21 protein-coding genes and 3 pseudogenes are annotated in these 21,818 nt (G+C 68.6%); 12 read left to right on the forward strand and 12 right to left on the reverse strand.

Annotated features, from left to right (window positions below):
- Positions 1–87 precede the first annotated feature (87 nt).
- Positions 88–585, forward strand: a complete 498-nt coding sequence (locus J8M50_RS44360; protein WP_010357190.1) for a MarR family winged helix-turn-helix transcriptional regulator — start codon at positions 88–90, stop codon at positions 583–585.
- A 53-nt stretch (positions 586–638) separates the two neighbouring features.
- The gene (locus tag J8M50_RS44365) at positions 639–1,517 is read left to right on the forward strand and encodes a dioxygenase family protein (RefSeq protein ID WP_075692366.1); all 879 of its coding nucleotides are present in this window, start codon (positions 639–641) and stop codon (positions 1,515–1,517) included.
- Positions 1,518–1,529: 12 nt separating this feature from the next.
- Here J8M50_RS44365 and J8M50_RS44370 read toward each other — a convergent pair whose 3' ends face one another.
- On the reverse strand, positions 1,530–1,868 hold the full coding sequence (locus J8M50_RS44370; RefSeq protein ID WP_010357193.1) for a hypothetical protein: 339 nt from the start codon (positions 1,866–1,868) through the stop codon (positions 1,530–1,532).
- Between the two features lie 166 nt (positions 1,869–2,034).
- On the opposite strand from J8M50_RS44370, the gene fahA reads away from it, so the two are divergent.
- Positions 2,035–3,225 carry a fumarylacetoacetase gene (fahA, locus tag J8M50_RS44375; protein WP_010357194.1) on the forward strand — a complete coding sequence of 397 codons (1,191 nt, stop codon included), beginning with the start codon at positions 2,035–2,037 and terminating at the stop codon, positions 3,223–3,225.
- A gap of 30 nt (positions 3,226–3,255) precedes the next feature.
- Here the strand turns inward: fahA and J8M50_RS44380 are convergent.
- The 3 genes and pseudogenes from J8M50_RS44380 to J8M50_RS44390 form a co-directional block, all read right to left on the reverse strand.
- A pseudogene (locus J8M50_RS44380) lies at positions 3,256–4,124 on the reverse strand (IS5 family transposase).
- 281 nt (positions 4,125–4,405) lie between these two features.
- On the reverse strand, positions 4,406–5,005 hold the full coding sequence (locus J8M50_RS44385) for a hypothetical protein (protein ID WP_010361088.1): 600 nt from the start codon (positions 5,003–5,005) through the stop codon (positions 4,406–4,408).
- Positions 5,002–5,809: pseudogene (locus tag J8M50_RS44390) on the reverse strand (IS5 family transposase). Before J8M50_RS44390 ends, J8M50_RS44385 begins: the two are co-directional and overlap by 4 nt.
- A gap of 223 nt (positions 5,810–6,032) precedes the next feature.
- On the opposite strand from J8M50_RS44390, the gene J8M50_RS44395 reads away from it, so the two are divergent.
- The 3 genes and pseudogenes from J8M50_RS44395 to J8M50_RS50495 all read left to right on the forward strand — a co-directional run.
- The gene (locus tag J8M50_RS44395; protein ID WP_010361084.1) at positions 6,033–7,442 is read left to right on the forward strand and encodes an nSTAND3 domain-containing NTPase; all 1,410 of its coding nucleotides are present in this window, start codon (positions 6,033–6,035) and stop codon (positions 7,440–7,442) included.
- Positions 7,405–8,307, forward strand: coding sequence for a hypothetical protein (locus J8M50_RS44400; protein ID WP_223786435.1), 903 nt, complete (start codon positions 7,405–7,407; stop codon positions 8,305–8,307). The genes J8M50_RS44395 and J8M50_RS44400 overlap by 38 nt, the downstream gene beginning before the upstream one ends.
- 159 nt (positions 8,308–8,466) lie before the next feature.
- Positions 8,467–9,137, forward strand: a pseudogene (locus J8M50_RS50495) (transposase); the annotation flags it as partial.
- Between the two features lie 46 nt (positions 9,138–9,183).
- On the opposite strand, the gene J8M50_RS44405 reads toward J8M50_RS50495, so the two are convergent.
- On the reverse strand, positions 9,184–10,527 hold the full coding sequence (locus J8M50_RS44405; RefSeq protein ID WP_050987440.1) for an MFS transporter: 1,344 nt from the start codon (positions 10,525–10,527) through the stop codon (positions 9,184–9,186).
- A gap of 256 nt (positions 10,528–10,783) precedes the next feature.
- The gene (locus J8M50_RS44410) at positions 10,784–11,368 is read right to left on the reverse strand and encodes a TetR/AcrR family transcriptional regulator (RefSeq protein WP_010361081.1); all 585 of its coding nucleotides are present in this window, start codon (positions 11,366–11,368) and stop codon (positions 10,784–10,786) included.
- 70 nt (positions 11,369–11,438) lie between these two features.
- Between J8M50_RS44410 and J8M50_RS44415 the strand changes: the two genes are divergently transcribed.
- The 4 genes from J8M50_RS44415 (at position 11,439) to gnd (ending at position 14,859) form a co-directional block, all read left to right on the forward strand.
- Positions 11,439–11,969 (forward strand): GNAT family N-acetyltransferase, encoded by a 531-nt coding sequence (locus J8M50_RS44415; RefSeq protein ID WP_010361080.1) that lies wholly within the window; start codon positions 11,439–11,441, stop codon positions 11,967–11,969.
- An 84-nt stretch (positions 11,970–12,053) separates the two neighbouring features.
- Positions 12,054–12,710: a maleylpyruvate isomerase N-terminal domain-containing protein gene (locus J8M50_RS44420; protein WP_010361079.1), complete on the forward strand. Its 657-nt coding sequence runs from the start codon at positions 12,054–12,056 to the stop codon at positions 12,708–12,710.
- Positions 12,711–12,747: 37 nt separating this feature from the next.
- Positions 12,748–13,254 carry a MarR family winged helix-turn-helix transcriptional regulator gene (locus J8M50_RS44425; protein WP_010361078.1) on the forward strand — a complete coding sequence of 169 codons (507 nt, stop codon included), beginning with the start codon at positions 12,748–12,750 and terminating at the stop codon, positions 13,252–13,254.
- Positions 13,255–13,419: 165 nt separating this feature from the next.
- Positions 13,420–14,859, forward strand: coding sequence for an NADP-dependent phosphogluconate dehydrogenase (gnd, locus tag J8M50_RS44430; RefSeq protein WP_075694049.1), 1,440 nt, complete (start codon positions 13,420–13,422; stop codon positions 14,857–14,859).
- Between the two features lie 53 nt (positions 14,860–14,912).
- Here gnd and J8M50_RS44435 read toward each other — a convergent pair whose 3' ends face one another.
- The 5 genes from J8M50_RS44435 to J8M50_RS44455 all read right to left on the reverse strand — a co-directional run bounded on the left by J8M50_RS44435 (position 14,913) and on the right by J8M50_RS44455 (position 18,527).
- On the reverse strand, positions 14,913–15,722 hold the full coding sequence (locus J8M50_RS44435) for a GH12 family glycosyl hydrolase domain-containing protein (protein WP_010357668.1): 810 nt from the start codon (positions 15,720–15,722) through the stop codon (positions 14,913–14,915).
- Positions 15,723–15,733: 11 nt separating this feature from the next.
- Positions 15,734–16,540, reverse strand: a complete 807-nt coding sequence (locus J8M50_RS44440; RefSeq protein ID WP_050987354.1) for a pectate lyase — start codon at positions 16,538–16,540, stop codon at positions 15,734–15,736.
- A gap of 86 nt (positions 16,541–16,626) precedes the next feature.
- Complete coding sequence (locus J8M50_RS44445; protein ID WP_010357670.1) at positions 16,627–17,412, reverse strand: thioesterase family protein; 786 nt, start codon at positions 17,410–17,412, stop codon at positions 16,627–16,629.
- A 55-nt stretch (positions 17,413–17,467) separates the two neighbouring features.
- Positions 17,468–17,794, reverse strand: coding sequence for a branched-chain amino acid transporter permease (locus tag J8M50_RS44450; RefSeq protein WP_010357671.1), 327 nt, complete (start codon positions 17,792–17,794; stop codon positions 17,468–17,470).
- Positions 17,787–18,527: an AzlC family ABC transporter permease gene (locus J8M50_RS44455; RefSeq protein ID WP_010357672.1), complete on the reverse strand. Its 741-nt coding sequence runs from the start codon at positions 18,525–18,527 to the stop codon at positions 17,787–17,789. The genes J8M50_RS44450 and J8M50_RS44455 overlap by 8 nt, the downstream gene beginning before the upstream one ends.
- Positions 18,528–18,606: 79 nt before the next feature.
- Here J8M50_RS44455 and J8M50_RS44460 point away from each other — a divergent pair, with 79 nt between their 5' ends.
- Positions 18,607–19,047 (forward strand): Lrp/AsnC family transcriptional regulator, encoded by a 441-nt coding sequence (locus J8M50_RS44460; RefSeq protein ID WP_010357673.1) that lies wholly within the window; start codon positions 18,607–18,609, stop codon positions 19,045–19,047.
- 16 nt (positions 19,048–19,063) lie between these two features.
- Positions 19,064–19,777 (forward strand): hypothetical protein, encoded by a 714-nt coding sequence (locus J8M50_RS44465; RefSeq protein WP_010357674.1) that lies wholly within the window; start codon positions 19,064–19,066, stop codon positions 19,775–19,777.
- Between the two features lie 8 nt (positions 19,778–19,785).
- On the opposite strand, the gene J8M50_RS44470 is transcribed toward J8M50_RS44465, so the two are convergent.
- On the reverse strand, positions 19,786–21,810 hold the full coding sequence (locus J8M50_RS44470; RefSeq protein WP_010357675.1) for a glycoside hydrolase: 2,025 nt from the start codon (positions 21,808–21,810) through the stop codon (positions 19,786–19,788).
- Positions 21,811–21,818: the final 8 nt, after the last annotated feature.

Consider the following 21,818-nt stretch of genomic DNA (forward strand, 5'->3'; position numbering starts at 1 on the left):
GGACGGCGGGGTGGGGGTGCGGCGGCGGGCTCTGGTGACTTGAAGCGTCAAGTGAAGTGACTTGACGGTTCAAGTTATGCTGGCCGCATGAGCACGGACGAGACGGGTACAGACGGCACGCCCTGGCTGGACGCCGAGGAGCAGGAGACCTGGCTCGCCCTGGTCGGTCTGATGACCCACCTCCCCGGCGCCCTGGACGCCCAGTTGCAGCGGGACGCCGGGATCAGCCACTTCGAGTACCAGGTCCTCGCCGGGCTCTCCATGTCCTCGGAGCGCACCCTGCGGATGAGCGTCCTCGCCGAGTTCGCCGTCGCCTCGCTGTCCCGGCTCTCGCACACCGTCAAGCGCCTGGAGAAACAGGGCTGGGTACGCCGTACGACCGACCCCGGCGACGGCCGCTGCACGCTGGCGACCCTCACCGACGCCGGGTGGGACAAGGTCGTCGCCACCGCGCCCGGCCACGTCGCCGAGGTGCGGCGGCTGGTGTTCGGCCCGCTCACCAAGGCCCAGCAGCGGCATCTGCGGGAGGCGGGACGGCGCGTCAACGACGCCGTACGCCCCGACGGGTGCCCCCCGACCGGCTGAGCTTGCCTTTTAACCTCTGGCGTCGAAACGTCCCTCCGCCCGAAAGGCCCCGTATGTCCTCCGTCTTCAACCCCGCGATACCGGCCGGCGCGTACGACGCGTTCCTCCCCGACGCCCTGGTCCGCGCCCGCGCCCAGCGCGAGTGGACCCCCGCCGACGGCCCCCTCCCCGCCCTCTACCTCAGCCACGGCGCCCCGCCCCTCTTCGACGACGGCCCCTGGCTGCGCGAACTCCTCGACTGGGCGCAGCGCCTGCCGAGGCCCAAGTCGATCCTGATCGTCTCCGCGCACTGGGAGGACGCCCCCCTCGCGATCTCCGCGTCCGCCGCGCACACGCCGCTGGTGTACGACTTCGGCGGCTTCCACCCCCGCTACTACCGCATGAAGTACGACACCCCGGACGCCACCGCGCTGGCCCACCGCGTCGCGGCGGCCATGCCGGACGGCGAACCGCTGTACCAGCACACGAACCGGGGCCTCGACCACGGCGCGTGGGTGCCGCTGATGGCGATGTACCCCCTCGCGGACATCCCCGTACTCCAGCTGTCCCTGCCGACCCACGACCCGGTCCGCCTGATGGAACTCGGCCGCCGCCTGGCGGGCCTGCGCGAGGAAGGTGTCCTGGTCATCGGCTCGGGCTTCATGACGCACGGCCTGCCGTTCGTCACCCGCGAGATGCTCGACGGCGTCGTCCCCGCCTGGTCCTCCGACTTCGACCAGTGGGCCGCCGAGGCGCTGGCCAAGGGGGACGTCGACGAACTCGCCGCGTACGCCAGCCGCGCGCCCGGGATGCCGTACGCGCACCCCACCCCCGACCACTTCCTCCCCCTCTTCATCGCCCTCGGCAGTGCGGACGACCCGGAGCGGGCCGTCCGCACCACCATCGACGGCTTCATGATGGGATTCGCGAAGCGGTCGTTCGAAGTGGCGTAGACGTGGAACGGGTCAGGTCTGGATCTCCGAGGGGCCCTCGTCGAAGACGGTGATGTCCACGCAGAGGTAGATCGGCTCACCCCAGTTGTGGTGGAGCACCCAGGTGACTCCGTTGTTGGGGTCGAACGGCGGGCCGTGCGGCGCGATGTTGGTGACCCAGACGTCGGCCGCTCCGACGAACCGCTTGCGGTCTGTGCCGCCGAAGCCGCCGTGCGGGTCGCTGCGCTCCGGCGCGTACTCGCAGGCCGTGACGAGGACGACGGAGTTGGCGTTGATGGCGGCCCAGTTGAAGTTGCACGTGGTCCGGGTCGCTTGGGGATCCCGGTAGTACACACGGATGTGCTGGGGCATGGAGCCACCCCTTCCGTAGCTGATGGACTGGTGCCTTCCCATCGTGAGGTGTGCACGAATGAGCGGCAAGTCGATCATTTGAGCGGCTCGTCCCTCGTGTGGCTGCCTTGACGGTCCTGGGGCCGCGACCTAGCGTGCGGTGATCGCGGCGACAGAAAGGTCCTTCATGCGGCTCTCCGCCCCGGCCGACTCCCTCTTCGGACTCGCCAACCTGCCGTACGGCGTCTACTCCCGCCCCGGCACCGCACCCCGCGTCGCCACCCGCTACGGCGACCACGTCGTCGACCTCGCGCTCCTCCTCGGCGACGAGGTCTTCGCCGCGCCCGCCCTCAACCCGTTCATGGCGCAGGGGTACGACCGCTGGGTCGCCGTCCGTGCCGCGATCGCCGCCGCGCTTGCGGGGGACGTCCCCTCCGACGCCGTCCACCCCCTCTCCGACGTCACCCTCCACCTTCCCTTCGAGGTCGCGGACTACGTCGACTTCTACGCGTCCGAACACCACGCCGCCAACCTCGGCCGCCTCTTCCGGCCCGAGAACCCGGAGCCCCTGCTCCCCAACTGGAAGCACCTCCCCGTCGGTTACCACGGCCGCTCCGCCTCCGTCGTCGTCTCCGGCACGGACGTCGTACGCCCCTCCGGCCAGCGCAAGTCACCCGGCGACCCGGCGCCTGTCTTCGGGCCCTCCGTCCGGCTCGACATCGAGGCGGAGGTCGGTTTCGTGGTCGGCACCGGCAACGCCATGGGCTCGCCCATCCCCGTAGCCGACGCGGAGTCCCACATCTTCGGCGCCGTCCTCTTCAACGACTGGTCCGCGCGCGACATCCAGGCCTGGGAGTACGTCCCGCTCGGCCCCAACCTCGGCAAGTCCTTCGCGTCGACCGTCTCGCCGTGGGTAGTCCCCCTGCTGGCCCTGACCGCCGCGAAGGTGAACACACCACCCCAGGAACCGGCCGTCCTCCCCTACCTCGCGCTCGACCGCCCTTGGGGCCTCGACATCTCCCTGGAGATCGAGTGGAACGGCGAGATCGTCTCCCGGCCGCCATACGCCGCGATGTACTGGTCCCCCGCACAGATGCTGGCGCACTTGACCGCGAACGGCGCCCCCACCCGAACCGGCGACCTCTTTGCCTCCGGCACGGTATCGGGACCGGAGAAGGGGGAACGGGGAGCGTTCATCGAACTGACGTGGGGCGGGGCGGAACCGGTCGCTGTGGGCGGGGAGCTGAGAACGTTCCTGGAGGACGGGGACGAGGTGGTGCTGCGGGGGAGTGCGCCGGGGGTTGGCGGGGGGAGGATCGGGTTCGGGGAGGCTCGGGGGAGGGTGGTGGGGAGGGGGAGTGAGTGGATGAGTGGCTGAGCCACTTAGAGGTCGTTTTATCCCTCCGTTTCATCCCTGAATGAGGTGTTGATCCTGCTTTAGTGGGTCACGCCAGGAGATGGTCGCTTCGCCGGTGAGGCGGCGGGCCATGAGGTCGGTCATGGCGAGATGGATCATGGCCTCGGAGCGGGCGGGGAGGGTTCGTAGTCGCGGGTCAGGCGGCGGTGGAGCATGAGCCAGCCGTAGGTCCGCTCCACCGCCCAGCGTTTCGGGATGGGGGTGAATCCCCTGGCCCCGGGGGCGCGTTGGACGATTTCGAGGTCGATGCCGAGGGTGGCCGCGTGCTCGACGAAGTGTTTGCGGTAGCCGCCGTCGACCCAGACCTTGCGCAGGCCGGGATGGTCGGCGGCGGCCTGTTCCAGGAGGGCGCGGCCGGCTGTGGAGTCCTGGACGCTGGCTGCGGTGACCAGCACGGCCAGCAGCAGGCCGAGGGTATCGGTGATGATGCTTCGCTTGCGGCCTGCGATCTTTTTGCCCGCGTCGATGCCCTGACTTCGCGCGGGGACGCTGGTGGAGGTCTTGACGCTCTGCGCGTCGATCACGCCGGCGGACGGGGTGGCTCCGTGGCCTTCCTGTCGGCGGACCAGCTCCCGCAGGAGGCCGTTGAGGTGGGCGAAGACGCCGTCCTTCTGCCACATGGCGAAGTAGCCGTAGACGCTCTGATGCGGCGGGAAGTCGTGCGGGAGGTAGGCCCACTGCACGCCGGTGCGGTCCACGTACAGGATCGCGTTCATGATCTCGCGCAGGTCGTGCCGTGGTGGTCGGCCGAAGTCCAGGGCCCGGCCCCGGCGTTCGAAGCGCCAGGCGGACAGCACCGGCTCGATCAACTCCCAGCGGGCGTCGGACAGGTCACTCGGGTACGCGCGGCGTTCCGTCATGATCCGGGCATACCGCTGCCCGGAGGCGTGCGCCCAGGCGTGCGTCCTGCCGCGCCGAAGCACGGAACAGAACCGGGCATCCTGGAATGAGACAGGCGCACGCGTGCCCTCACCCCGTCCGTCACACCATCCGCCCCACCAAGAAGAGCCGTCTCCACCGACTCACCAGCAGCACACCAAGCGGCTGGATAAACCGCCACGGAGTGCCGCACTTAAGAGAAAAACGACCTCTTAGAGGTCATCTCGTTTGGAACTATCCCCTGCTGGTGAGTGCCGGCGCCTCACATGCCGCGGTCTGGACCGTACCAAGGCTCGGGACGTTCGTTGGCAGACATCGGGAGGTGCTGCAGTTTCACGGGGCCTGGATAGAAGGCTGAGCTGTTGGGGCCGGTCATGTCTTCGCCTATCAGGTAGCGATAGAGCCATTCGGTGAAGTCCATGCGGTGCTCTGCCCAGGTTTCGTCATAGTTGACGACAAGCCTGGTGGCATCGGCGGCCGCGTCAAGGAAGACCGTCTCTCCTCGGTCGGTGCTCGCGATCGGCCACAGGCCGTTGCGGGTGCCGAAACTCAACTCCTCAAGCCCGAAGAGCTGGCGGGGGTCCTCCTCCGCGTCAAGGTCGAGTTCGTCCCAGGGCACTTCTGACCACGCCTGGATGGTCTCCCGGATCCACTCGACCAGGTTCCAGCGCTCGGTCGCAGGGTGGGACAAGTACAGATGGCCATTGAGCTGGATCGGGGCGTATGCGTCGACGATCACCCGGTAGTCGGCCGGCAGCCGTATGCCGAGATCGGCGTGGAGGCGGTCCCATGCCGGCGGCTTTGCATAGCGGTTCTGGGCCGGCCCGAGCATCGCCATGGCGGCAGCCAGGTAGTCGGTCATGGGGCACCTCGTTGGTATGGATCGACGCTGAGCAACAGGCCAGCGGCAGGGCAGAATAGTCCGAATGGGTTATGGATCATGCCAGCCTTGCGTTCGTAGCGACGGTGCAGGCGACGGCACCCGGCCAGCCACGCACCGTCCGCTCCACGGTCCAACGATGGCGGCCCAGCTGCTGGGATGCCCTTGTGAGCGATGCGCGGGACGATACGTCGGGTGCGGAGCCATCGGCGCAGGTGGTCGTAGTCGTAGCCCTTGTCGGCGTGGAGCTTGGCGGGCCGCCGACGGCGCGGTCCGCGGCGGGAGCGGATCGGCGGGATACCCCGTTCCAGGGGTTCCAGGCCCCGGCTGTCATGCGTGTTCGCTGCGGAGATGCCGATGGAGAGGGGCAGACCGGTCCGCTCGGTGATCAAGTGGATCTTTGAGCCCTTCTTTCCGCGATCTACGGGATTCGGGCCCGTCAGGTCCCCCCTATCATCGCCCGCATGTTCACCGAGTCGACCGCACACCACGACCAGTCCAACTCGCTGCGGGCGCCGAGCTCGTCCAGCACCAGGCGGTGGAGCTTGCCCACACCCGGGCCCGACTCCACTCGGTGGACCGTCGGTGCGCGGTCGGTCCGGATGGGCCGAAACCCGTCGGCGGCTGGCGCCATGTACAGCCCGTCGTGGCCACGAAGATGATGGCCGCCAGCACCTGCCGGTCCCTGTACCTGCGCTGGCCACCGCCCTGCGGCCGAACCGGAGCGGCGGGCACCACCCGCTGGAACAACTTCCACAACCCATCCGGCACGAGGCGCTCCATCATCGCTATCACGGCCGTCAGCCTAGTGATCGAGCCAGTTGAGACGATCTCTTAGTCGGGTAGCCGGGTCACGGCAACGTGACCCGGCTACCCGACTTAGTCCCCCCGTGAGTGTCACCAGTTCGGGGATCCTGCCGCTGAAGGGCGGAACAGCCAACGCTAAGGCTGTGTCGTGGAGAATGGGTCCGATCGAGCCCCGCGGGAGGACCGAGGGGTACCGGGATGCGTGGGCGAAGGCGGCATGGATTCCTTTGAGCTGGGGCGGCTGACAGACCACGACTTCGAGGAGGTGTGCCGGGACCTGTTCACGGAGCTCCTGGGCGTGCCGCTGGAGATCTTTCCGCGCGGCCGGGACCGGGGCGTCGACCTGCGCCATGACCCGGAAGGCGGTCCTTGCACGATTGTCCAGTGCAAGCATTGGTACCTCAGCGGCCGCGCGAAACTCCTGGCCCACCTGATCGACGAGGAGGTGCCCAAGGTCGCCGCTCTAAAGCCGGACCGCTATGTTCTCGCCACCACCGTCGGGTTGACCGTCGATGCCAAGGAGAAGCTGCGCGCCGCCTTCGCTCCTCACATCCGGTCCACCGAGGACATCCACGGCGTGGATGACATTGTGGCCGCCCTGCGGGAGCGACCGCAGCTGGTGGAGCGGCACTTCCGGCTCTGGCTCAGCGGTACGGCGGCACTTGGCGCGCTGCTACACAAGGGCCCGCTGTTGCGCTCCGACTGGCTGCGGCGCGAACTGGCGAAGGTGGCCCAGACGTTCGTCCCGCACGAGGGCTTCGTGCGTGCCCGGCAGCTTCTCGACGAGCAGCATGTGTGCATCGTGACCGGCATCCCCGGTGCCGGGAAGACCACAGTCGCGCGCATGCTTGCCGCCTGGCGGATGGGCCACGGCTGGGAGGTGCACGAGGTCAGCCAGGACATCGACGAGGTCACAGAACTCTGGCGCGACGACGTGCCCCAACTCTTCCTCTACGACGACTTCCTGGGCCAGACCACGCTGCTGCCCCAGTTCGGCAAGAACGAGGACACGCGCCTGCTGTCCGTGATGCGTGCGATACGAGACGCGCCAGACAAGGCCTTGGTCATGACGACCCGCGACTACATCCTGGAGGAGGCCCGCCGCAAGCACGATCGGCTGGCCGCAGAAGATGTACGGGACACTCTCACCGGCATTCGCCTCACCGACCTGGACCTGCTGACCCGCGGGCGGATCCTCTACAACCACGTCCACCGCTCGGCTCTCGGACCGCGACAGAAACGGCAGTTCGCCGCTCGCGACGCCTGGCTGCCCGTGGTTAGCCACCGCAACTTCAGCCCGCGTCTGATCGAGGAGACTCTGCGCATCGACCTGAAGCGCGAACCGGACGTCGCCACCGCCATGGTCGCCAACCTGGACAATCCCCGGCGGATATGGGAACGCATCGTCGAGAACGAACTCACCGACGAAGCCGTGCACTTGCTGGAGATCCTCTTCACGTACGAGTCCGTCGAACTCGTCGAACTGGAGGAGACAGACCTGGTATCGCAAGGAATTGGACCGAGAGGTGGACGGCCGCCGCTTCCGTCACGCGCTCCAGGTGCTCGACGGAACCATGCTCGTCATCGACGAAGGTGCCGTCTCCTTCCATAACCCGTCGATTGCCGACTACATCCGCTTCCACCTCAACGCCGGCCGGGGGCAGTTGGGTGCACTGCTCGCCTCCTGCGGCGATATGCGGCAGGTCGAACGCCTCGTGGATGCCGGACGGTTGGCAGACGGCGCCGGCATTCTCGCACAACTGATAGAGCTCAAGCAGGCGTTGACCTCCGCGGTACTCGGGGCAGAAGACACCGTGGATGATGACAACAGAGAGGACCACCTTGAGTGGGCCCTCGACACCGCGGAGACCATCGGCTCCTCGTCACTGGCGGACTACGTGGCGAAACGGGCCCTGGAACTGCCGCGGTGGTCGGAGAGTACGAAGGATCTGCTCCGGCTCGCGAACTCGCTGGACTGCAGCCGACTGATTACGCAGGAGGTCTCCGCCGAGTTCCGAGCCCTGGTCGACGAACATGTCAGCAGCCAGATCTCGGAGCGTGTGGCCACCGGCTGGGTCGAGGTGAACAACTGGTACGCGTATCTTGACGAGCCGATCGGATGGCTCGCCGAGGGAACTCTGCTGGACGACATGGTGGAGTGCGCCTTGGAGAAACTGCGTGAACTCGCCGCCGCCCCCGGGGACCTCAGCGAGACCAGCATCGGCTACCTCGAAGCGCTGCTGAGCTTCCTTACCGACAACGATGCCCACCTGCTGCACGATGAGGAGTTCCGGGCCGTCGACCGCGTGCGGGAGCAGCTAACCCAGGCGCGGGAGGCTGCATGGCGCTCCCTGGCAGAGCGCTCACCGGACCGAGGCCGACCGGTCAAGCTGCCATCCGACCCCCGTCATGAGCAGGCCGTCGTCGCGGAGTTTATGAGTGGCCTCGGCAACGCGGAGTCGGACGGCGCGGGCTGAACAGTTGCCCTCCCACGTCCGTCACACCCCTGCCCCACTAACAGGTCGTTGCAACAACAGCCCCTGAGGGTGTTGCGATGACCAAACCGCGTCGGAAGGGCTGTTTCGCGATGTAAAGGTCACTCGACAGTGTGCCGATGCCGAAGTTCTTTCTGAAACAGACAGTTAGCCACTGACTTGATCGAGGCGAGGGCCGGTGACAGGGGTGGCCCGGCGGTTCAGGGTGACTCGGACGTCGGCGAACCGCTGGCGCCGGGCCTTGGCCTCGGGTAGTCGTCAGGCGCTGGTGGTGCCCGGTGCAAGCTCGATGCCGGTCGACTGTGCATGTTGGAGGCCGGTCCGGCTGCGTGGGGCTGGAGTGACCAGTGCTGGAGCCGGTCCGCAAAGCCACCGAGCGGGATGAGCCGAGGACTGCCTCCTGGAAGGACGAGCAGCGGCCGTTATAAAAAGAGAGAGGCGGATTTGGGCGCCCAGGTCTGTTTCGAGGACGAGGCAGGTCAGGGCTTGAGGCCGTCCCAAGGCTGCACCCCCGTCGTGAAGGTCACCGCTGCGGGCACCAAACGGTCTCGATGGCGGCGCTGATCTGCACCAAGGGCGGTGCAAGGGCTTCACCGAGACTGACTGCGCCCGCCTGCTCGACGCCGCTCACCAGCAGCCCGAAGGCCCCGTCGTCTTGGTCCGGGACAGTCTGAACACGCACGTCAGCCACGCGATGCGACGGCTCATCGCCGCGCGATTATGGCTGACTGTCTAGCAGTTGCCGCCGTACGCTCCCAAGTGCAACCCCGTCGAGGGTGAGATCGCTGGCCAACCTCACGAAACGCAGCCTCCAGCTTCAGCTCAATTCCGCCTGTCGCCAATCAGGTTGAAACCAGCTCACTGGTGGGGATGTCGAACGGCATCGGACTCGCGGATGGCCGCCTCGTGGGCCTCGGGGCGCGCGGCCTGCGTGGGCGGAAGCGTTCGTCCCAAGCGTGCGAGTGGGGACAAGGTCATCACCACTGGGGACAGCATCATGCCTGCGGCCGTCACCAGGAGGCTGGTGCGCAACCCCCACGTCTCTGCGAGGAATCCGCCGAGCAGAGAGCCGAGCGGGGTCAGCCCCATGCCGGCAAACGTGATCGTCGCAGCCGCGCGGCCCTGCATACCGTCCGGGGTGACGGTCTGCCGGACGGCCATGACCGTGACAGTCACCAACTGGCTGCCGATCCCGAACACGAAGTTGACCGCAAGGAGCGCGGGAACCGTCACCGCGGCGGAGCCGTGCAACGCAGGCACACACAGAAACACGCCGTCACCGAGTACCGCCGAGGACACGAGCACCACGCCATGACCGAACCGGCTCGGCAGGCGGGCGGCCAGCACCGAGCCCAGGAGCGCACCCGGCCCCATCGCCGCAAGCGCCAGCCCGACGACGGTGCCCGACAAGTGCAGTTCCCGCGGCAGGAAGAGCAGATAGACGGTCATCATGGCCGCGAAGGAGAACTGGAAGGCGGCCGAGGCCAGACACACGGTGCGCAGCGAGGTGTCGCTGACGACGAAACGGAGCCCCTCATGGATCCGCCGCCATATCCGAAGTTCCGAATAGTCCGGCATCGATTCGATCCGACGGATCCGACGGATCGACAGAAACGACAGCGCGAAGAACAGCGCGCTGGAGGCGGCAGCGATCGGCGCCGACAGCAGCGACACCAACGCGCCGCCGAGTGCTGGACCACCGATCTGCGCTGCGGACCGGCTGCCTTCGAGCGCGCTGTTGCCCCGCACCAACTGATCGCGTTTCACCAGCCGTACGAGAGACGTCTGATACGCCACGTCGAAGAACACGGACAAGGCCCCGACCGCGAACGCGACCACGAACAGAGCCGGCAGGCCGAGCCAGCCAAAGACGCCGGCCACTGCGGCGGCGCCCAGCGCCAGCGTCCGGCCGACGTCCGTCAGCATCATCACCGTACGGGCCCGCCACCTGTCCACCCATGCGCCGACGAAAAGCGACAGCAACAGGATCGGCGCCTGCCCCACCGCGCGGAGAACGCCCAACTGACCGGCACCGGCGTTGAGCGTCAGGACAGCGAAGAGCGGCAGAACCACCAGAGTTGAGTGTTCGCCGAGCTGGGAGACCGTCTGGCCCACCCAGAGCCTGCGGAAGTCGCCATCCCTCCGCAGGCTGGACGGAACAGGTCGACCGGAATCGGATGCAGCGGAGGAAGCGGACGGCATGAGGGTCCCTTGGATTGCCGACAACGAGGCCCGTCACCCTGTGCACCCACAGGTTCAGGCAGGAAAAGGCTCGCTGTGCCGCAACATCAAGGGCAGCACGCGATGACAGGCCGATCAGGGCCTACAACGTCAACGCGCGCTCGGAAGACCGGGCATGTCTTTCACTCCTCGTGGCTCACTCGTCGCGCCCGAGTATGAGCCCTCCACGACCCGGAGCGAAAGCAGGCCCACTCACACCCCCAGGTGGTGAACAGGACTAGTCGACGCAGCCCCGCAGAAGGGCGAGTTGGTGGGTGACGGCCTTCGTGAGGCGGGGCTCGTCGTTTGTTGCGAGGAGGTCCAGGAGTGCGCCTCGGAGGACGGCCAGGGCGAGGGTGCGGTGGGTGGTGGCGGTCTGTGTCGATCGTTCGGGCGGTGGTTGGCAGTCGGCCAGGACGTCGAGCCAGTCCTCCACGGTTGTGCGGGCGAAGCCCGACCAGGGGCCGTCCGGCTGGACCAGGGAACGGGTGTACGCCTCCGCCCATAGGCGCAGCAGCGGGCGGTGCTCCTTCGCGGCCAGCCAGGTCCAGACCTGTTCTACCGCCGGGACCAGTCCGGCGGGCGCGGGGTGTCTGATGCGGTCCAGGAGGGCCAGTTCGTCGGTGCGGGCGCGGGTCAGCAGCGCTCGTACCAGGCCGTCCTTGCTGCCGAAGAGGAACAGCAGGACCCGGGGGCTGGAGCCGATCGCCTCCGCGAGGGGGCGCAGCGAGAGGTCGGTGAGGCCGTGCGTGAGGGCGTACCGGTAGGCCGCCTCCAGCAGCTCGGTCCGCCGGGCGGACGGGGGTGGCGCTTCCTGGGGCACGCGGTTAGCCTAACGCAACTGAAACGACTGTTTCAGTCCAGGGAACGATCACGGGCCGGGAGAGCGGCACATGCCACAGCACGACCAGAACCACGCCGCCGTACGCCGCGCCGACCGGCCCGGTGACCTGGGCTGGGTCCTGATGGCCCACGGCGACGTCTACTGCGGACAGCTCGGCTGGGACCCCGACTTCGAGGCCCTGGTCGCCAGGATCGTCGCGGACTACGCGGCCAAACACGACCCGCTCCGCGAGGCGGCCTGGATCGCCGAGGCCGACGGCCGCCGCGTGGGCTGCGTCCTCCTGGTGGCAGGCGACGGCCCGAAGACGGCCCAGCTCCGGGTCCTCCTCGTCACCCCGGACGGCAGGGGCCTGGGCCTCGGAACACGCCTGGTCGCCGAGTGCCTGACCTTCGCCCGAGCGGCGGGCTACGAGCGAGTGACCCTCTGGACCAACGACGTCCTGGTCTCGGCACGCAGGATCTACCAGGCCGCCGGCTTCGAACTCGTCGACGAGGAACCACACCACAGCTTCGGGCAGGACCTGGTGGGGCAGAACTGGACGCTTGAACTGGGGGCCGGACCGGCAGGCGGGACCGCATAACACCGACGTACCGGAGATCGCGGCGGCCGTGGGGAGACAACGTACGCGTACCCGAACCCCCCGCCCCTCCAGTACCGTGCCCGCGTGGACCTCTTCACACAGACCTGGGCCGCACTCCGGTCAGCCGTAGCCGGGCTCACGGACGAAGACTTCACGCGCCCCTCGGGGTGCACCGGATGGCTCGTACAGGACCTGGTGTGCCACCTCGTCATCGACGCCCAGGACGTCCTGATCACCCTCGCCACCCCCACCGACGCCGAACCGACCCGGGACGCGGTGACGTACTGGCACGTCACCGGCACCCCACCCACCGGCGAGGACCCGCTCGACGCGCTGACCGTCCGCCTCGCTGCGGCGTACGAGGACCCGGCGCTGCTGAAGTTCCACCTGGACGACGTCGGCTCGGCGGCGGGCCGCGCCGCGAGCCTGGCGGCGCCGGAGCTGCGGGTCGCCACCCAGGACATGGTCCTCACGACGGCCGACTACCTCTCCGCGTACGTCCTGGAGTGGACCCTCCACCACCTCGACCTCGTCGCCCACCTCCCCGGCGTCGAAGGACCCCCCGCCGCAGCCCTCGCCCGCACCCGGCAGATGCTGGAACAACTCGCCGGTACGCCGTTCCCCGCAGCCCTCTCCGACCCGGACGCGCTCCTCCTCGGCACCGGCCGCCGCGCCCCCACCGACGCGGAACGGGCCGAACTGGGCGGTACGGCCGAGAGGTTGCCCTTCGTCGTGGGGTGAACGGGCGACGGCAGGACCGCCGATTAACATCGGGCCCATGGATTCGACGCCGCGTTGGCTGGACCCCGAGGAGCGACGGGCGTGGCTCGCCTACGTCGAGTTCTCCACGCACCTCGCCGACCATCTCAACCGCCAGCTGCGCCGCGACGCGGGGATGACGCACGCGGACTACTCGCTCCTCGCGTTCCTCTCGGCGGTCCCCGGCCACCAGCTCACCATGTCCGAGCTGGCCGAACGCCTCCGCATCACCCGCAGCCGCCTCACCCACGCGGTCACCCGCCTCCAGGAATCCGGCTACGTCGACCGCCAGGACTGCCCCAGCAACCGCCGCAACCAGCTCGCGGTCCTCACCCCCGAGGGCATGCGCCTCCTGGAAGAAGTGGCCCCGGGTCACGTGGAAGCGGTCCGCCAGGCGATCTTCGACGCCCTCACCCCGGCCCAGATCACCCAGTTCGCGGAGATCGGCGAGGCGATCAACGCGGCGCTCCACCGCATCGACGCGGACAACGGACACGAGCAGGCGCTGCCGTGGAGAAGGCGGTGACGGTCACCCTCGCGCGGGATTCTTCGAGATGCGGGGCATAGATCCGATCATCGATGCTGTTTAGGCTTGCGAGGATGCCCGCAGGACGTACGAGCACCTCACACGCGGCCCACCCCCGAAGCCGCGTGACCGCATGAGTCGTATCCGATAGGACAGGTACCGCACATGAGCGCATCCGCATCGATCGGCGTCACCGGCCTGGGAGTCATGGGCCGCAACCTGGCGCGCAACTTCGCGCGGCACGGGTACACGGTCGCCGTCCACAACCGCAGTGCGGGACGCACCCGTGCGCTCATCGAGGAGTTCGGCCACGAGGGGGACTTCGTCCCTGCCGAGAGCGCCGAGGATTTCGTCGCCGCCCTCGAACGCCCCCGGCGGCTGATGCTGATGGTGCAGGCGGGGGAGGCGACGGATGCGGTGATCCAGGAGTTCGCGCCGCTGCTGGAGCCGGGCGACATGATCATCGACGGGGGTAACGCGCACTTCGCCGACACCCGCCGCCGGGAAGCCGCCCTGCGCGAACAGGGCATCCATTTCGTGGGTGTTGGCGTCTCCGGCGGTGAAGAGGGCGCACTGCACGGGCCGTCGATCATGCCGGGCGGGTCGCCGGAGTCGTACGCCGTGCTGGGCCCGATGTTCGAGGCGATCAGCGCGAAGGTCGACGGCGAGCCGTGTGCGACGCACATCGGCGCCGACGGTGCCGGGCACTTCGTGAAGATGGTGCACAACGGCATCGAGTACGCCGACATGCAGCTCATCGCGGAGGCGTACGACCTGCTGCGGCAGGTCGGCGGGTACGAGCCGGCCGAGATCGCGGGCATCTTCCGCGAGTGGAACCAGGGTCGCCTGGGCTCGTACCTGATCGAGATCACGGCCGAAGTCCTGGGCCACACCGACGCGTTGACCGGTGGACCGTTCGTCGACGTCGTCGTGGACCGCGCCGGGCAGAAGGGCACCGGCCGCTGGACCGTCCAGACCGCGCTCGACCTCGCCTCCCCGGTGACGGCGATCGCGCAGGCGACGTTCGCGCGGGCCGCGTCGGGACAGACCGCGCTGCGCGCGGCGTACCGGGGCCTGCCGGGCGGCACCACCCCGCCCCTCTCCCGCACCGAGGCCGCACGGTTCGCCTCGCAGGTGGAGAACGCCCTGTACGCCTCCAAGGTGATCGCGTACGACCAGGGATGGACGATGATCCAGGACGCGGCAAAGGAGTACGGCTGGGACATCGACCTCGCCGCCGTCGCCCGCATCTGGCGGGGCGGCTGCATCATCCGCGCCTCCTTCCTCGACCGCATCCGCGCCGCATACGCCCAAAACGCGTCCCTGGTCAGCCTGTTGACGGAGAAGGAGTTCACGCAGGAGATCACGGACGCGCAGGTGCCGTGGCGGGAGATCGTCGCGACCGCCGCTCGCCGGGGTATCCCGGTACCGGCTTTCTCCGCAGCTCTCTCGTACTACGACACCCTGCGCGCCGAGCGCCTCCCCGCCGCGCTGCTCCAGGGGCAGCGGGACTACTTCGGGGCCCACACCTACGGCCGGGTGGACAAGCCGGGCGCGTTCCACACGCACTGGGCGGACGCCGAACGACCGGAGACCGACGCGTAAGCGCCTCCGCCGAGGAGGGTGGCCATCACTTCACGGTGATGACCACCCCAAGGTCAGCGGACGGTGACCGAGTAGGCGCTGGTGCTCAACCGGCCCGTGCCGGTGAAGACCTCGGTGCCTGCCTCCACGCTCGTCAGATACGTGGTGCCGCCGAGCAGCCGGCGCCGGACCAGAGCGTCCGTGAGGCCGGTGAGGTCGGTTGTCTGGCTGGTGGTGTTGGCCCTGCGGACGAACGAGTAGACGTTCCAGCTGCTGGTGATCTTCCCGGCGGAGTCCTTGTTGACGATCTTGCCGACGTAGAGGTCCCAGGCGACCCCGCCCACGCTGAGCGTTTCGCGCTTCGTGCCGAGCGGGCCCGCGCCGTTCTGCCGGTTGAGCCAGACCATCACCTCGTCGTGCGGCTGGTCCTTCCAGTCCGGGTTGGACTTCTGGTGGAACCATAGGTCGTACGAGACGTTCATGACGGTCGGCCGGTTCTGGGTGATCTTGAACGACCAGTTGGACGTGACACGCCGGCCGCTGTCGAGGCGGATCGGCAGCCGGGTGTTCTTCTCCTTCCAGCCCCAGTGCCAGCCGAGAACCGCGCTGGCGTACGCCTTCACGCTGGTCCGGTCGCCGGTCCAGTCGAAGGTGGTGTCCCAGTTGAGGTTGCCGTTGCGGTAGGAGTTCAGCCAGGTGCACTCCTTGCCGCTGGCGCCCTGCCGGCCCCACACGTTGTTGTTCAGGTAGTACGGCGAGGCGCTGATGGTGTTGAACGCCGTGCAGTTGTCGGCCGCCCGTGCGGACTGCGGGACGAGCAGCAGCGGAGCGACGACGGCGGTGGCGGCGGCCAGGGTGAGGCCGCGCAGTCGGGCAGCGGTCATGGTCGTGGTCCTTACCGGTAGGTGATGTCTGACGTGCGGTAGATGCAGTTCCTGCCGTCGGGACCAGAGCCGGTCTTGACCGGTTCACCCGCGGTCACGCCGCGGAACTTCTGGCAGACGACGATCTTCCGGCTCCGGTCGCCGACGATCGTGACGCGGCTGATCCGGGCTGTGTCGCCGAGGTTGGGGTTGATGCCGACGACGTCGACGCCGGGCGCCCGGACGGTGACGTTGTCGATCACGACATGCCGCTGGTACTGCTTCTTGCAGACCCCGCAGGAGCGGTAGAGCTTGCCGAAGTCCTCGACCTGGAAGTTGCGGATGGTGAACGTGCCGGGGCCGTTGTGCTGGAACACCTTGTCGGCGGCCCTGCGGGCACCCCCGCCGTCGACGGTCATGGTCTGGTTCGCCCGGGTGCTCTTGAAGGTGGCCGCGTCCTCGCCGACGTCCTCCCACCAGACGTTGCGCAGGGTGCAGGTGCCCCGGCAGTGGATGCCGTCGGCGGCCGGGGAGCCGATGATCACGTTCGAGACCGTGGCGCCGTCGGCGAGTTCGAGGACCGGCGGCTGGTTCTCGCTCTGGTCACCGCCGCCGAGGGCGCCGGTGCCGACGAAGCGCGTGAAGTCGAAGTTGCGAGTGCCGCTGACCGGGATCGTCGCGGAGACGCGCTGGGTGCGTTTCGCGGCCGGCCAGTCCGCAGCGGGCCGGACGGCGGTGGCCTCGGAAGGCCCGGCCGACGAGTCGGCGACGGCGAGAGCGGGGCCGGCGGAGAGCAGGAGAACGGCCAGTGGCACATATATGCCTGTGCGGTGTTTCATGCACGAAACGTCACCAGTCATGTACACATCGCGCATGTCGGATGACCCGAACGTGTACCGGGGTGCCACCGCCGGCCGGGCTCAGGTCACCTCCCCGGCGCAGGCCTCACCGTCAGAATCTGCTGCGCCTGCCCGACCGGCCCGCGGACGTCGTACAGCACCGTGCTGGTCAGCCCCTGCCCCGTCGGCCCGAACGTGACGGTCGTGTCGAGCCCCGTCCACGGCCCCTCGGGCTGCCGGTGGAGGTGGACCGTGAGGTCCACGTTGGGGAACATCCACTCCGTCGGGGGACGGCGTACGGCGACGCCGTTGGCCGTGTCGACGAGCGTGAGGAACGAGGTCAGCGGGCTGACCGGCTCGCCCGCGACGAGGTCGTACGGCGAGGAGATCCACGCGGTCCCCCGACCCGGCACCGGCGGCGCGGGCATCCGTACGTCGAGCGACGCGACGTACCCGCCCGGCCACAGCTCGGCCATCGGCCAGGACGGCAACGACTGGGGCGGCGGCAGGAGTTCACCCGTACCGCCCGCCACCGAGGTCGTGTCGACGGCCGTCAGCAGCCAGCCGCGCGCCCGGACCACGGGGCGGTCCGCGATGCGTACGACGGCCTCGATCAGCTCGATCGTGCGGCCCGGCCGGACCGTCTCCACCTCGATCTCACACTCGTCCAGGGCGAGCCGGCCCAGGATGTCGTAGCTGACGCGGGACAGGAGCAGACCGGGGCGGTCGGCGAGGTGCTGGTCCATGGCGTGGACGATCAGACCGCCCAGCGGACTGAAGTGCTGCTCGTCCGGAGCCCAGGCGCCCTGCGCGTGGTGCGTCGGCTTGAAGCGGTGCTCGTCGATGCGCTCGTAATAGCTGCCGGGGGTCAAGACGGACCTTTCCTCGGGGGCGCTGCTGTCACGGGGGATGGTAACAACGTGGTCGTTACAACAGGTTCAGCAAGGCCACGTACACGGCCGTCCCGAGGCCCACACTGAGGATCGTCCGGCGGCCGAACGCCAGGTGGACGACGACCGTGACGGCGACCGCGAGCAGCGCGTACCCGGCGCCGTGCGGGTCCTCGGTCACCGTGCCGTGCAGCGCGGTCACCGCGAGGACCAGCAGGATCCCGACCGGCATCCACACCGCGAGCCGCGCGACCAGCGCCGAGTCCCGCAGGCGGCCCAGCAGCGCGAACGGCAGGGCGCGCAGGGCGAAGGTGATGCCGAAGACGATCGCGAGGACGGCCAGCAGGTACGGCGTGCTAGGCATCGGCGGCGGTCCGTTCCGTGAGGGCGTGGCGGGCCAGGAGCAGGCCCACGAACAGGAGCAGCGCCGTGAACATCGCGACGCCCGGCGTCAGGAGCAGCGCGACCGTGACGCTCGCCCCGGCCAGCAGGGCGGACGGGACCTCGGCGCGGGAGCGGAACGCGTCCAGCGTCAGCACCGTGAACAGCGCGCACAGCGCGAACTCCAGGCCCTTCACCGGAGCGGACAGCGCGCTGCCCAGGGCCACGCCGAGCAGGCCGCCGCCGACCCAGTACGCCTCGCACGCCGCCTGCATCGCCAGCAGCCTCGGCGCCGAGCGCTCGTGCTCGGGGAGCGACGCGTTGACCGCGTACGCCTCGTCGATCATCGCGTACACCGCGTACGTCCTGGCCAGGGGGTGTTTCACCAGGTGCAGGGGGAACGAGAACGCGTAGAACACGTGGCGGAAGTTGACGACCAGGACGGTCACCGCGATCGCCGCGAGCGGGGTGGTGCTCGCGATCATGCCGACGAGGAGGAGTTCCAGGGAACCGGCGAAGGCGGCGAGGGAGAGGGCGGGGGTGAGCCACCAGGGGAGGCCGGCCTGGAGGATCAGGAGGCCGAGGGCTATGCCCAGGGGGAAGATGCCGAGGCCGGCGGAGAAGGAGTCGCGGATGCCGTCGGCGAGCTGGCGGCGGGTGGGCTGGGGTGCTTGCGGAGGTTGCGGTGTGATGATCGGACTGGCTGATTGCTGCACCCCTTCATGCTCCCGCGAAACGCGCGACAAGTGGTTGCGAAAATTGCCCTGTGGGTGCCTTGTGGAGCAATCTTCTTCCATGGATGCGATCGATCTGGCAATCATCTCCGAGCTGGAGCGGGACGGCCGTCTCAGCAACGTCCACCTCGCCGCCCGCGTCGGCCTCACCACCGGGCCCTGTCTGCGCCGGGTCCAGCGGCTGGAGGCCGAGGGGGTGATCCAGGGGTACCGGGCCGTCATCGACCCCGCCGCCCGGGGCCGCTCCTTCGAGGTGCTGATCGATCTCAGCCTGGAGTCGCAGGACGCGGCGACCGTCGAACGCTTCGAGGAGACCCTCGCCCGGGCGGACGAGGTCCTGGAGCTGCGGCGGCTCTTCGGCGCCCCCGACTATTTCGTACGGGTCGCCGTCGCCGACCTCACCGCGTACGAGACCTTCATGAGCACGCGGGTCATGACCATCCCCGGCATCAGGAACATCGTCTCCCACTTCACGATGAAGAACGTCAAGCAGCTGCCCTGACGGCTACTGTGCCCGGATGTACGGGAGTTACCGAACGGACAGGCTGTGGGCCACGGCGGGGATCTCCTTCGCCGTGCTGCTGGTCGGGTCGCTGGTCGCGGCGGCCGGAATGCTGGAGTTCGACGAGGAGTGCATGCACGGACTGGTCGAAGGGCCGGGGCAGTTGCTGCGGACCCGCGACCAGGCGTTCCCGCCGGCCACCGTCTGCGAGTTCGAGGGCGGGGAGGTGTCGTCCATCGGCGGCCACGGACCGTTCGACGTGCTGATGTGGGCCGGGATGGTGCTCCTCGTGACCTGCCTGCTGGTCGCCCTCGTCGCCGAGTGCCTGGAACCGCCGCTCGGCGGACGGTTCGTCGAGCCGATGACCAGGGCCGAGAAACTCGGGCGCACCCGCGTGGTGTTCTTCGTGTTCGGCTCCGTGTTCGTGCTCGTGTACACGCTGGTCGGCTGGCAGTTGCTCGCGGGCCCCTCGTCGGCCTGCTCCCGGGGAGGGGACTGGGGGACCAACCCGCCGCGAACCCTGGACTACAACTTCCTCCCACCACAGGCGACTTGCCAGTACACCAGCGGCAGCACGAGCCGCCTCAACCCCGAGTGGGCCGCGTCCCTCGCGACCGAACTCGCCGTCCCCGCCCTCCTCGCGGGAACCGGATACACCCTCGCCCGGCGCAGGTCGGCCGAGGAACGCCGTACGGCTCCCGACCGGAGCCGGGAGTCGCAGGCGTCGTAACTCGCTGGTCAGCAGGTCGAGTTGGTCTGCGTGAGGAGGCCCAGGCGCCACGGGAGACTGTTGTAATCGCCGCCCGCGCTGGGGTTCATGCCCTGGTAGAGGTACTGGAGACGGCACGACGGGATGGTCAGCGTCTGGTCGTACCCGGCCCGGATCATCTCGCCGTGGCTGATGTCACGCGTCCAACTACCCGCCGGGAACGTCACGTTGGTGGACCGGGCGAACGGGTTCGACTCCGACGCCGCGAGCTGCGTCCACGAACCGGCGATGCTCGGTGACGTCCACGAGCGGAAGTACCGCCTGCCGTCCGAGCCGATCGCCTCGATCAACAGCACGTACTGGTCGCTGCCTTGGACTTTGTACACGTTGCTCGCCTCGAACATCGCGTACTTCGAGTCCTGCGCGGCGATCACCGTGTTCGTGAACCCGTTCGGGAACTGGGAGAGCGAGGTCTGTGAGCGGTAGAGGTGGCCGTTGTCGTCGGAGGAGAACAGGTAGCAGTTGGAGGCGTCGCAGATCACCCACATGTCGACCCAGTACCCGTTGCCGATGTTCTGCCGGATGATGTCGGGCATCGACGGGTAGAAGTTGCGGGGCGCGCTCCAGCCGTTGGGGTTGGAGATGTCGCGGTTGGTGGAGTACGAGGCGTTGCCGGTCTGGTAGACGAGGTACCAAAGCCCCTGCGGCGCGAAGTAGAAGACCTGCGGCGCGGCCCGGTACCCGGCGCCGATCGGCGTGCGGTCCAGGTAGTAGTGCGTGGCGTTCGCGGCCTGCGACCAGTCGGTGAAGTTCAGGTACACCAGGTTGTATCCGGCACTGTTCGCGACGCTCGCGAAGACGTGGTACTTGCCGTTGTAGTACACGACCGAGGGGTCCTTCAGCCCGGCGATGTTGTGCGTCGAGTCGGACTTGGGGGACATCAGGATGCCGCTGGAACTCCAGGAGTAACTGGTGGGCAGGGCAGCCGCGTTGGTTTTCTCAACGGTCTGCGCCCGAGCGGCCGTCGGCGTGCCGCCCATCGTCGTCAGCACCGCGTTGTACGCCGGTTTCTTCGCCCCGTTGTTGTCGAACAGCAGCGGGTTCTGGCCGGTACGCCACGAGTCGCTGTCCCGGATGCCCCACACGGTGATCCCGTTGCAGCGCGGGACGTTGAGGCAGGCGCGCACGGCGTTGGAGTAGGCCGTGGTCCCGGCCTGCGGGATGTCCAGCTCGGTGAGCTGTACGTCGACGCCGAGCGCCGCGAAGTTCGCCAGCGTCGTCTGGAACGTGGACGGGGGTCCGCCCGCGCCGAAGTGGGACTGGAAGCCGACGCAGTCGATCGGCACGCCACGGGACTTGAAGTCGCGGACCATGCGGTAGACGCCCTGCGTCTTCGCCGCGTTCCAGTCCTCGATGTTGTAGTCGTTGTAGCAGAGCTTCGCCGCCGGGTCGGCGCTGCGGGCGGTACGGAACGCGGTCTCGATGTACCCGTCGCCGAGCACGTTCTGGAACACGGTCGACCGGCGACCGCCGGTGCCGTCCGCGAACGCCTCGTTGACGACGTCCCACGAGTGGACGCGGCCCTTGTAGTGGTTCGCGAGCTGCGTGATGTGGTTGTTCATGACGTCGCGCAGCGTGTTCGCGTCGCCGATCGAGCCGACCCAGCCCGGGAGTTGGGAGTGCCAGACCATCGTGTGGCCGCGCAGCTTCTGACCGTGCGACGACGCCTGGTTCGCGATCTGGTCGCCGGGGCCGAAGTTGAACGAGCCGCGGGAGGGTTCGACCGTGTCCCACTTCATCTCGTTCTCGGCGGTGACCTGGTTGAACTCCCGGTTCAGGACCGTCGAGTATACCGACTGGCTCAGCTTGAACCCGGCGATCGCGGCGCCGAAGTACCGCCCCGACTGGGCGGCTTGGGCGCCGAGCGTGGACGCCTTGATCGCGGGAGCGGGTGCTGGAGCGTCTTTCGGTACGGCCGCCGCCGTACCGCCGGCCAGCAGCGTGACCGCCGCCAGCGCGCCCAGCAGGGCGGGTTGTCGTGTTCGGAGATTCATGGTTCTCC

Source organism: Streptomyces acidiscabies (assembly GCF_020010905.1).
In the GTDB taxonomy this organism is placed as follows: domain Bacteria; phylum Actinomycetota; class Actinomycetes; order Streptomycetales; family Streptomycetaceae; genus Streptomyces; species Streptomyces acidiscabies.

What these genes read in the sequence shown, in the direction of transcription:
- J8M50_RS44360 (WP_010357190.1), top strand. Translation starts at nt 88, where the DNA reads ATGAGCACGGACGAGACGGGTACAGACGGCACGCCCTGGCTGGACGCC.
- J8M50_RS44365 (WP_075692366.1), top strand. Translation starts at nt 639, where the DNA reads ATGTCCTCCGTCTTCAACCCCGCGATACCGGCCGGCGCGTACGACGCG.
- J8M50_RS44370 (WP_010357193.1), bottom strand. Translation starts at nt 1,868, where the DNA reads ATGCCCCAGCACATCCGTGTGTACTACCGGGATCCCCAAGCGACCCGG.
- fahA (WP_010357194.1), top strand. Translation starts at nt 2,035, where the DNA reads ATGCGGCTCTCCGCCCCGGCCGACTCCCTCTTCGGACTCGCCAACCTG.
- J8M50_RS44385 (WP_010361088.1), bottom strand. Translation starts at nt 5,005, where the DNA reads ATGACCGACTACCTGGCTGCCGCCATGGCGATGCTCGGGCCGGCCCAG.
- J8M50_RS44400 (WP_223786435.1), top strand. Translation starts at nt 7,405, where the DNA reads ATGCTCGTCATCGACGAAGGTGCCGTCTCCTTCCATAACCCGTCGATT.
- J8M50_RS44405 (WP_050987440.1), bottom strand. Translation starts at nt 10,527, where the DNA reads ATGCCGTCCGCTTCCTCCGCTGCATCCGATTCCGGTCGACCTGTTCCG.
- J8M50_RS44415 (WP_010361080.1), top strand. Translation starts at nt 11,439, where the DNA reads ATGCCACAGCACGACCAGAACCACGCCGCCGTACGCCGCGCCGACCGG.
- J8M50_RS44425 (WP_010361078.1), top strand. Translation starts at nt 12,748, where the DNA reads ATGGATTCGACGCCGCGTTGGCTGGACCCCGAGGAGCGACGGGCGTGG.
- gnd (WP_075694049.1), top strand. Translation starts at nt 13,420, where the DNA reads ATGAGCGCATCCGCATCGATCGGCGTCACCGGCCTGGGAGTCATGGGC.
- J8M50_RS44435 (WP_010357668.1), bottom strand. Translation starts at nt 15,722, where the DNA reads ATGACCGCTGCCCGACTGCGCGGCCTCACCCTGGCCGCCGCCACCGCC.
- J8M50_RS44440 (WP_050987354.1), bottom strand. Translation starts at nt 16,540, where the DNA reads ATGAAACACCGCACAGGCATATATGTGCCACTGGCCGTTCTCCTGCTC.
- J8M50_RS44450 (WP_010357671.1), bottom strand. Translation starts at nt 17,794, where the DNA reads ATGCCTAGCACGCCGTACCTGCTGGCCGTCCTCGCGATCGTCTTCGGC.
- J8M50_RS44460 (WP_010357673.1), top strand. Translation starts at nt 18,607, where the DNA reads ATGGATGCGATCGATCTGGCAATCATCTCCGAGCTGGAGCGGGACGGC.
- J8M50_RS44465 (WP_010357674.1), top strand. Translation starts at nt 19,064, where the DNA reads ATGTACGGGAGTTACCGAACGGACAGGCTGTGGGCCACGGCGGGGATC.
- J8M50_RS44470 (WP_010357675.1), bottom strand. Translation starts at nt 21,810, where the DNA reads ATGAATCTCCGAACACGACAACCCGCCCTGCTGGGCGCGCTGGCGGCG.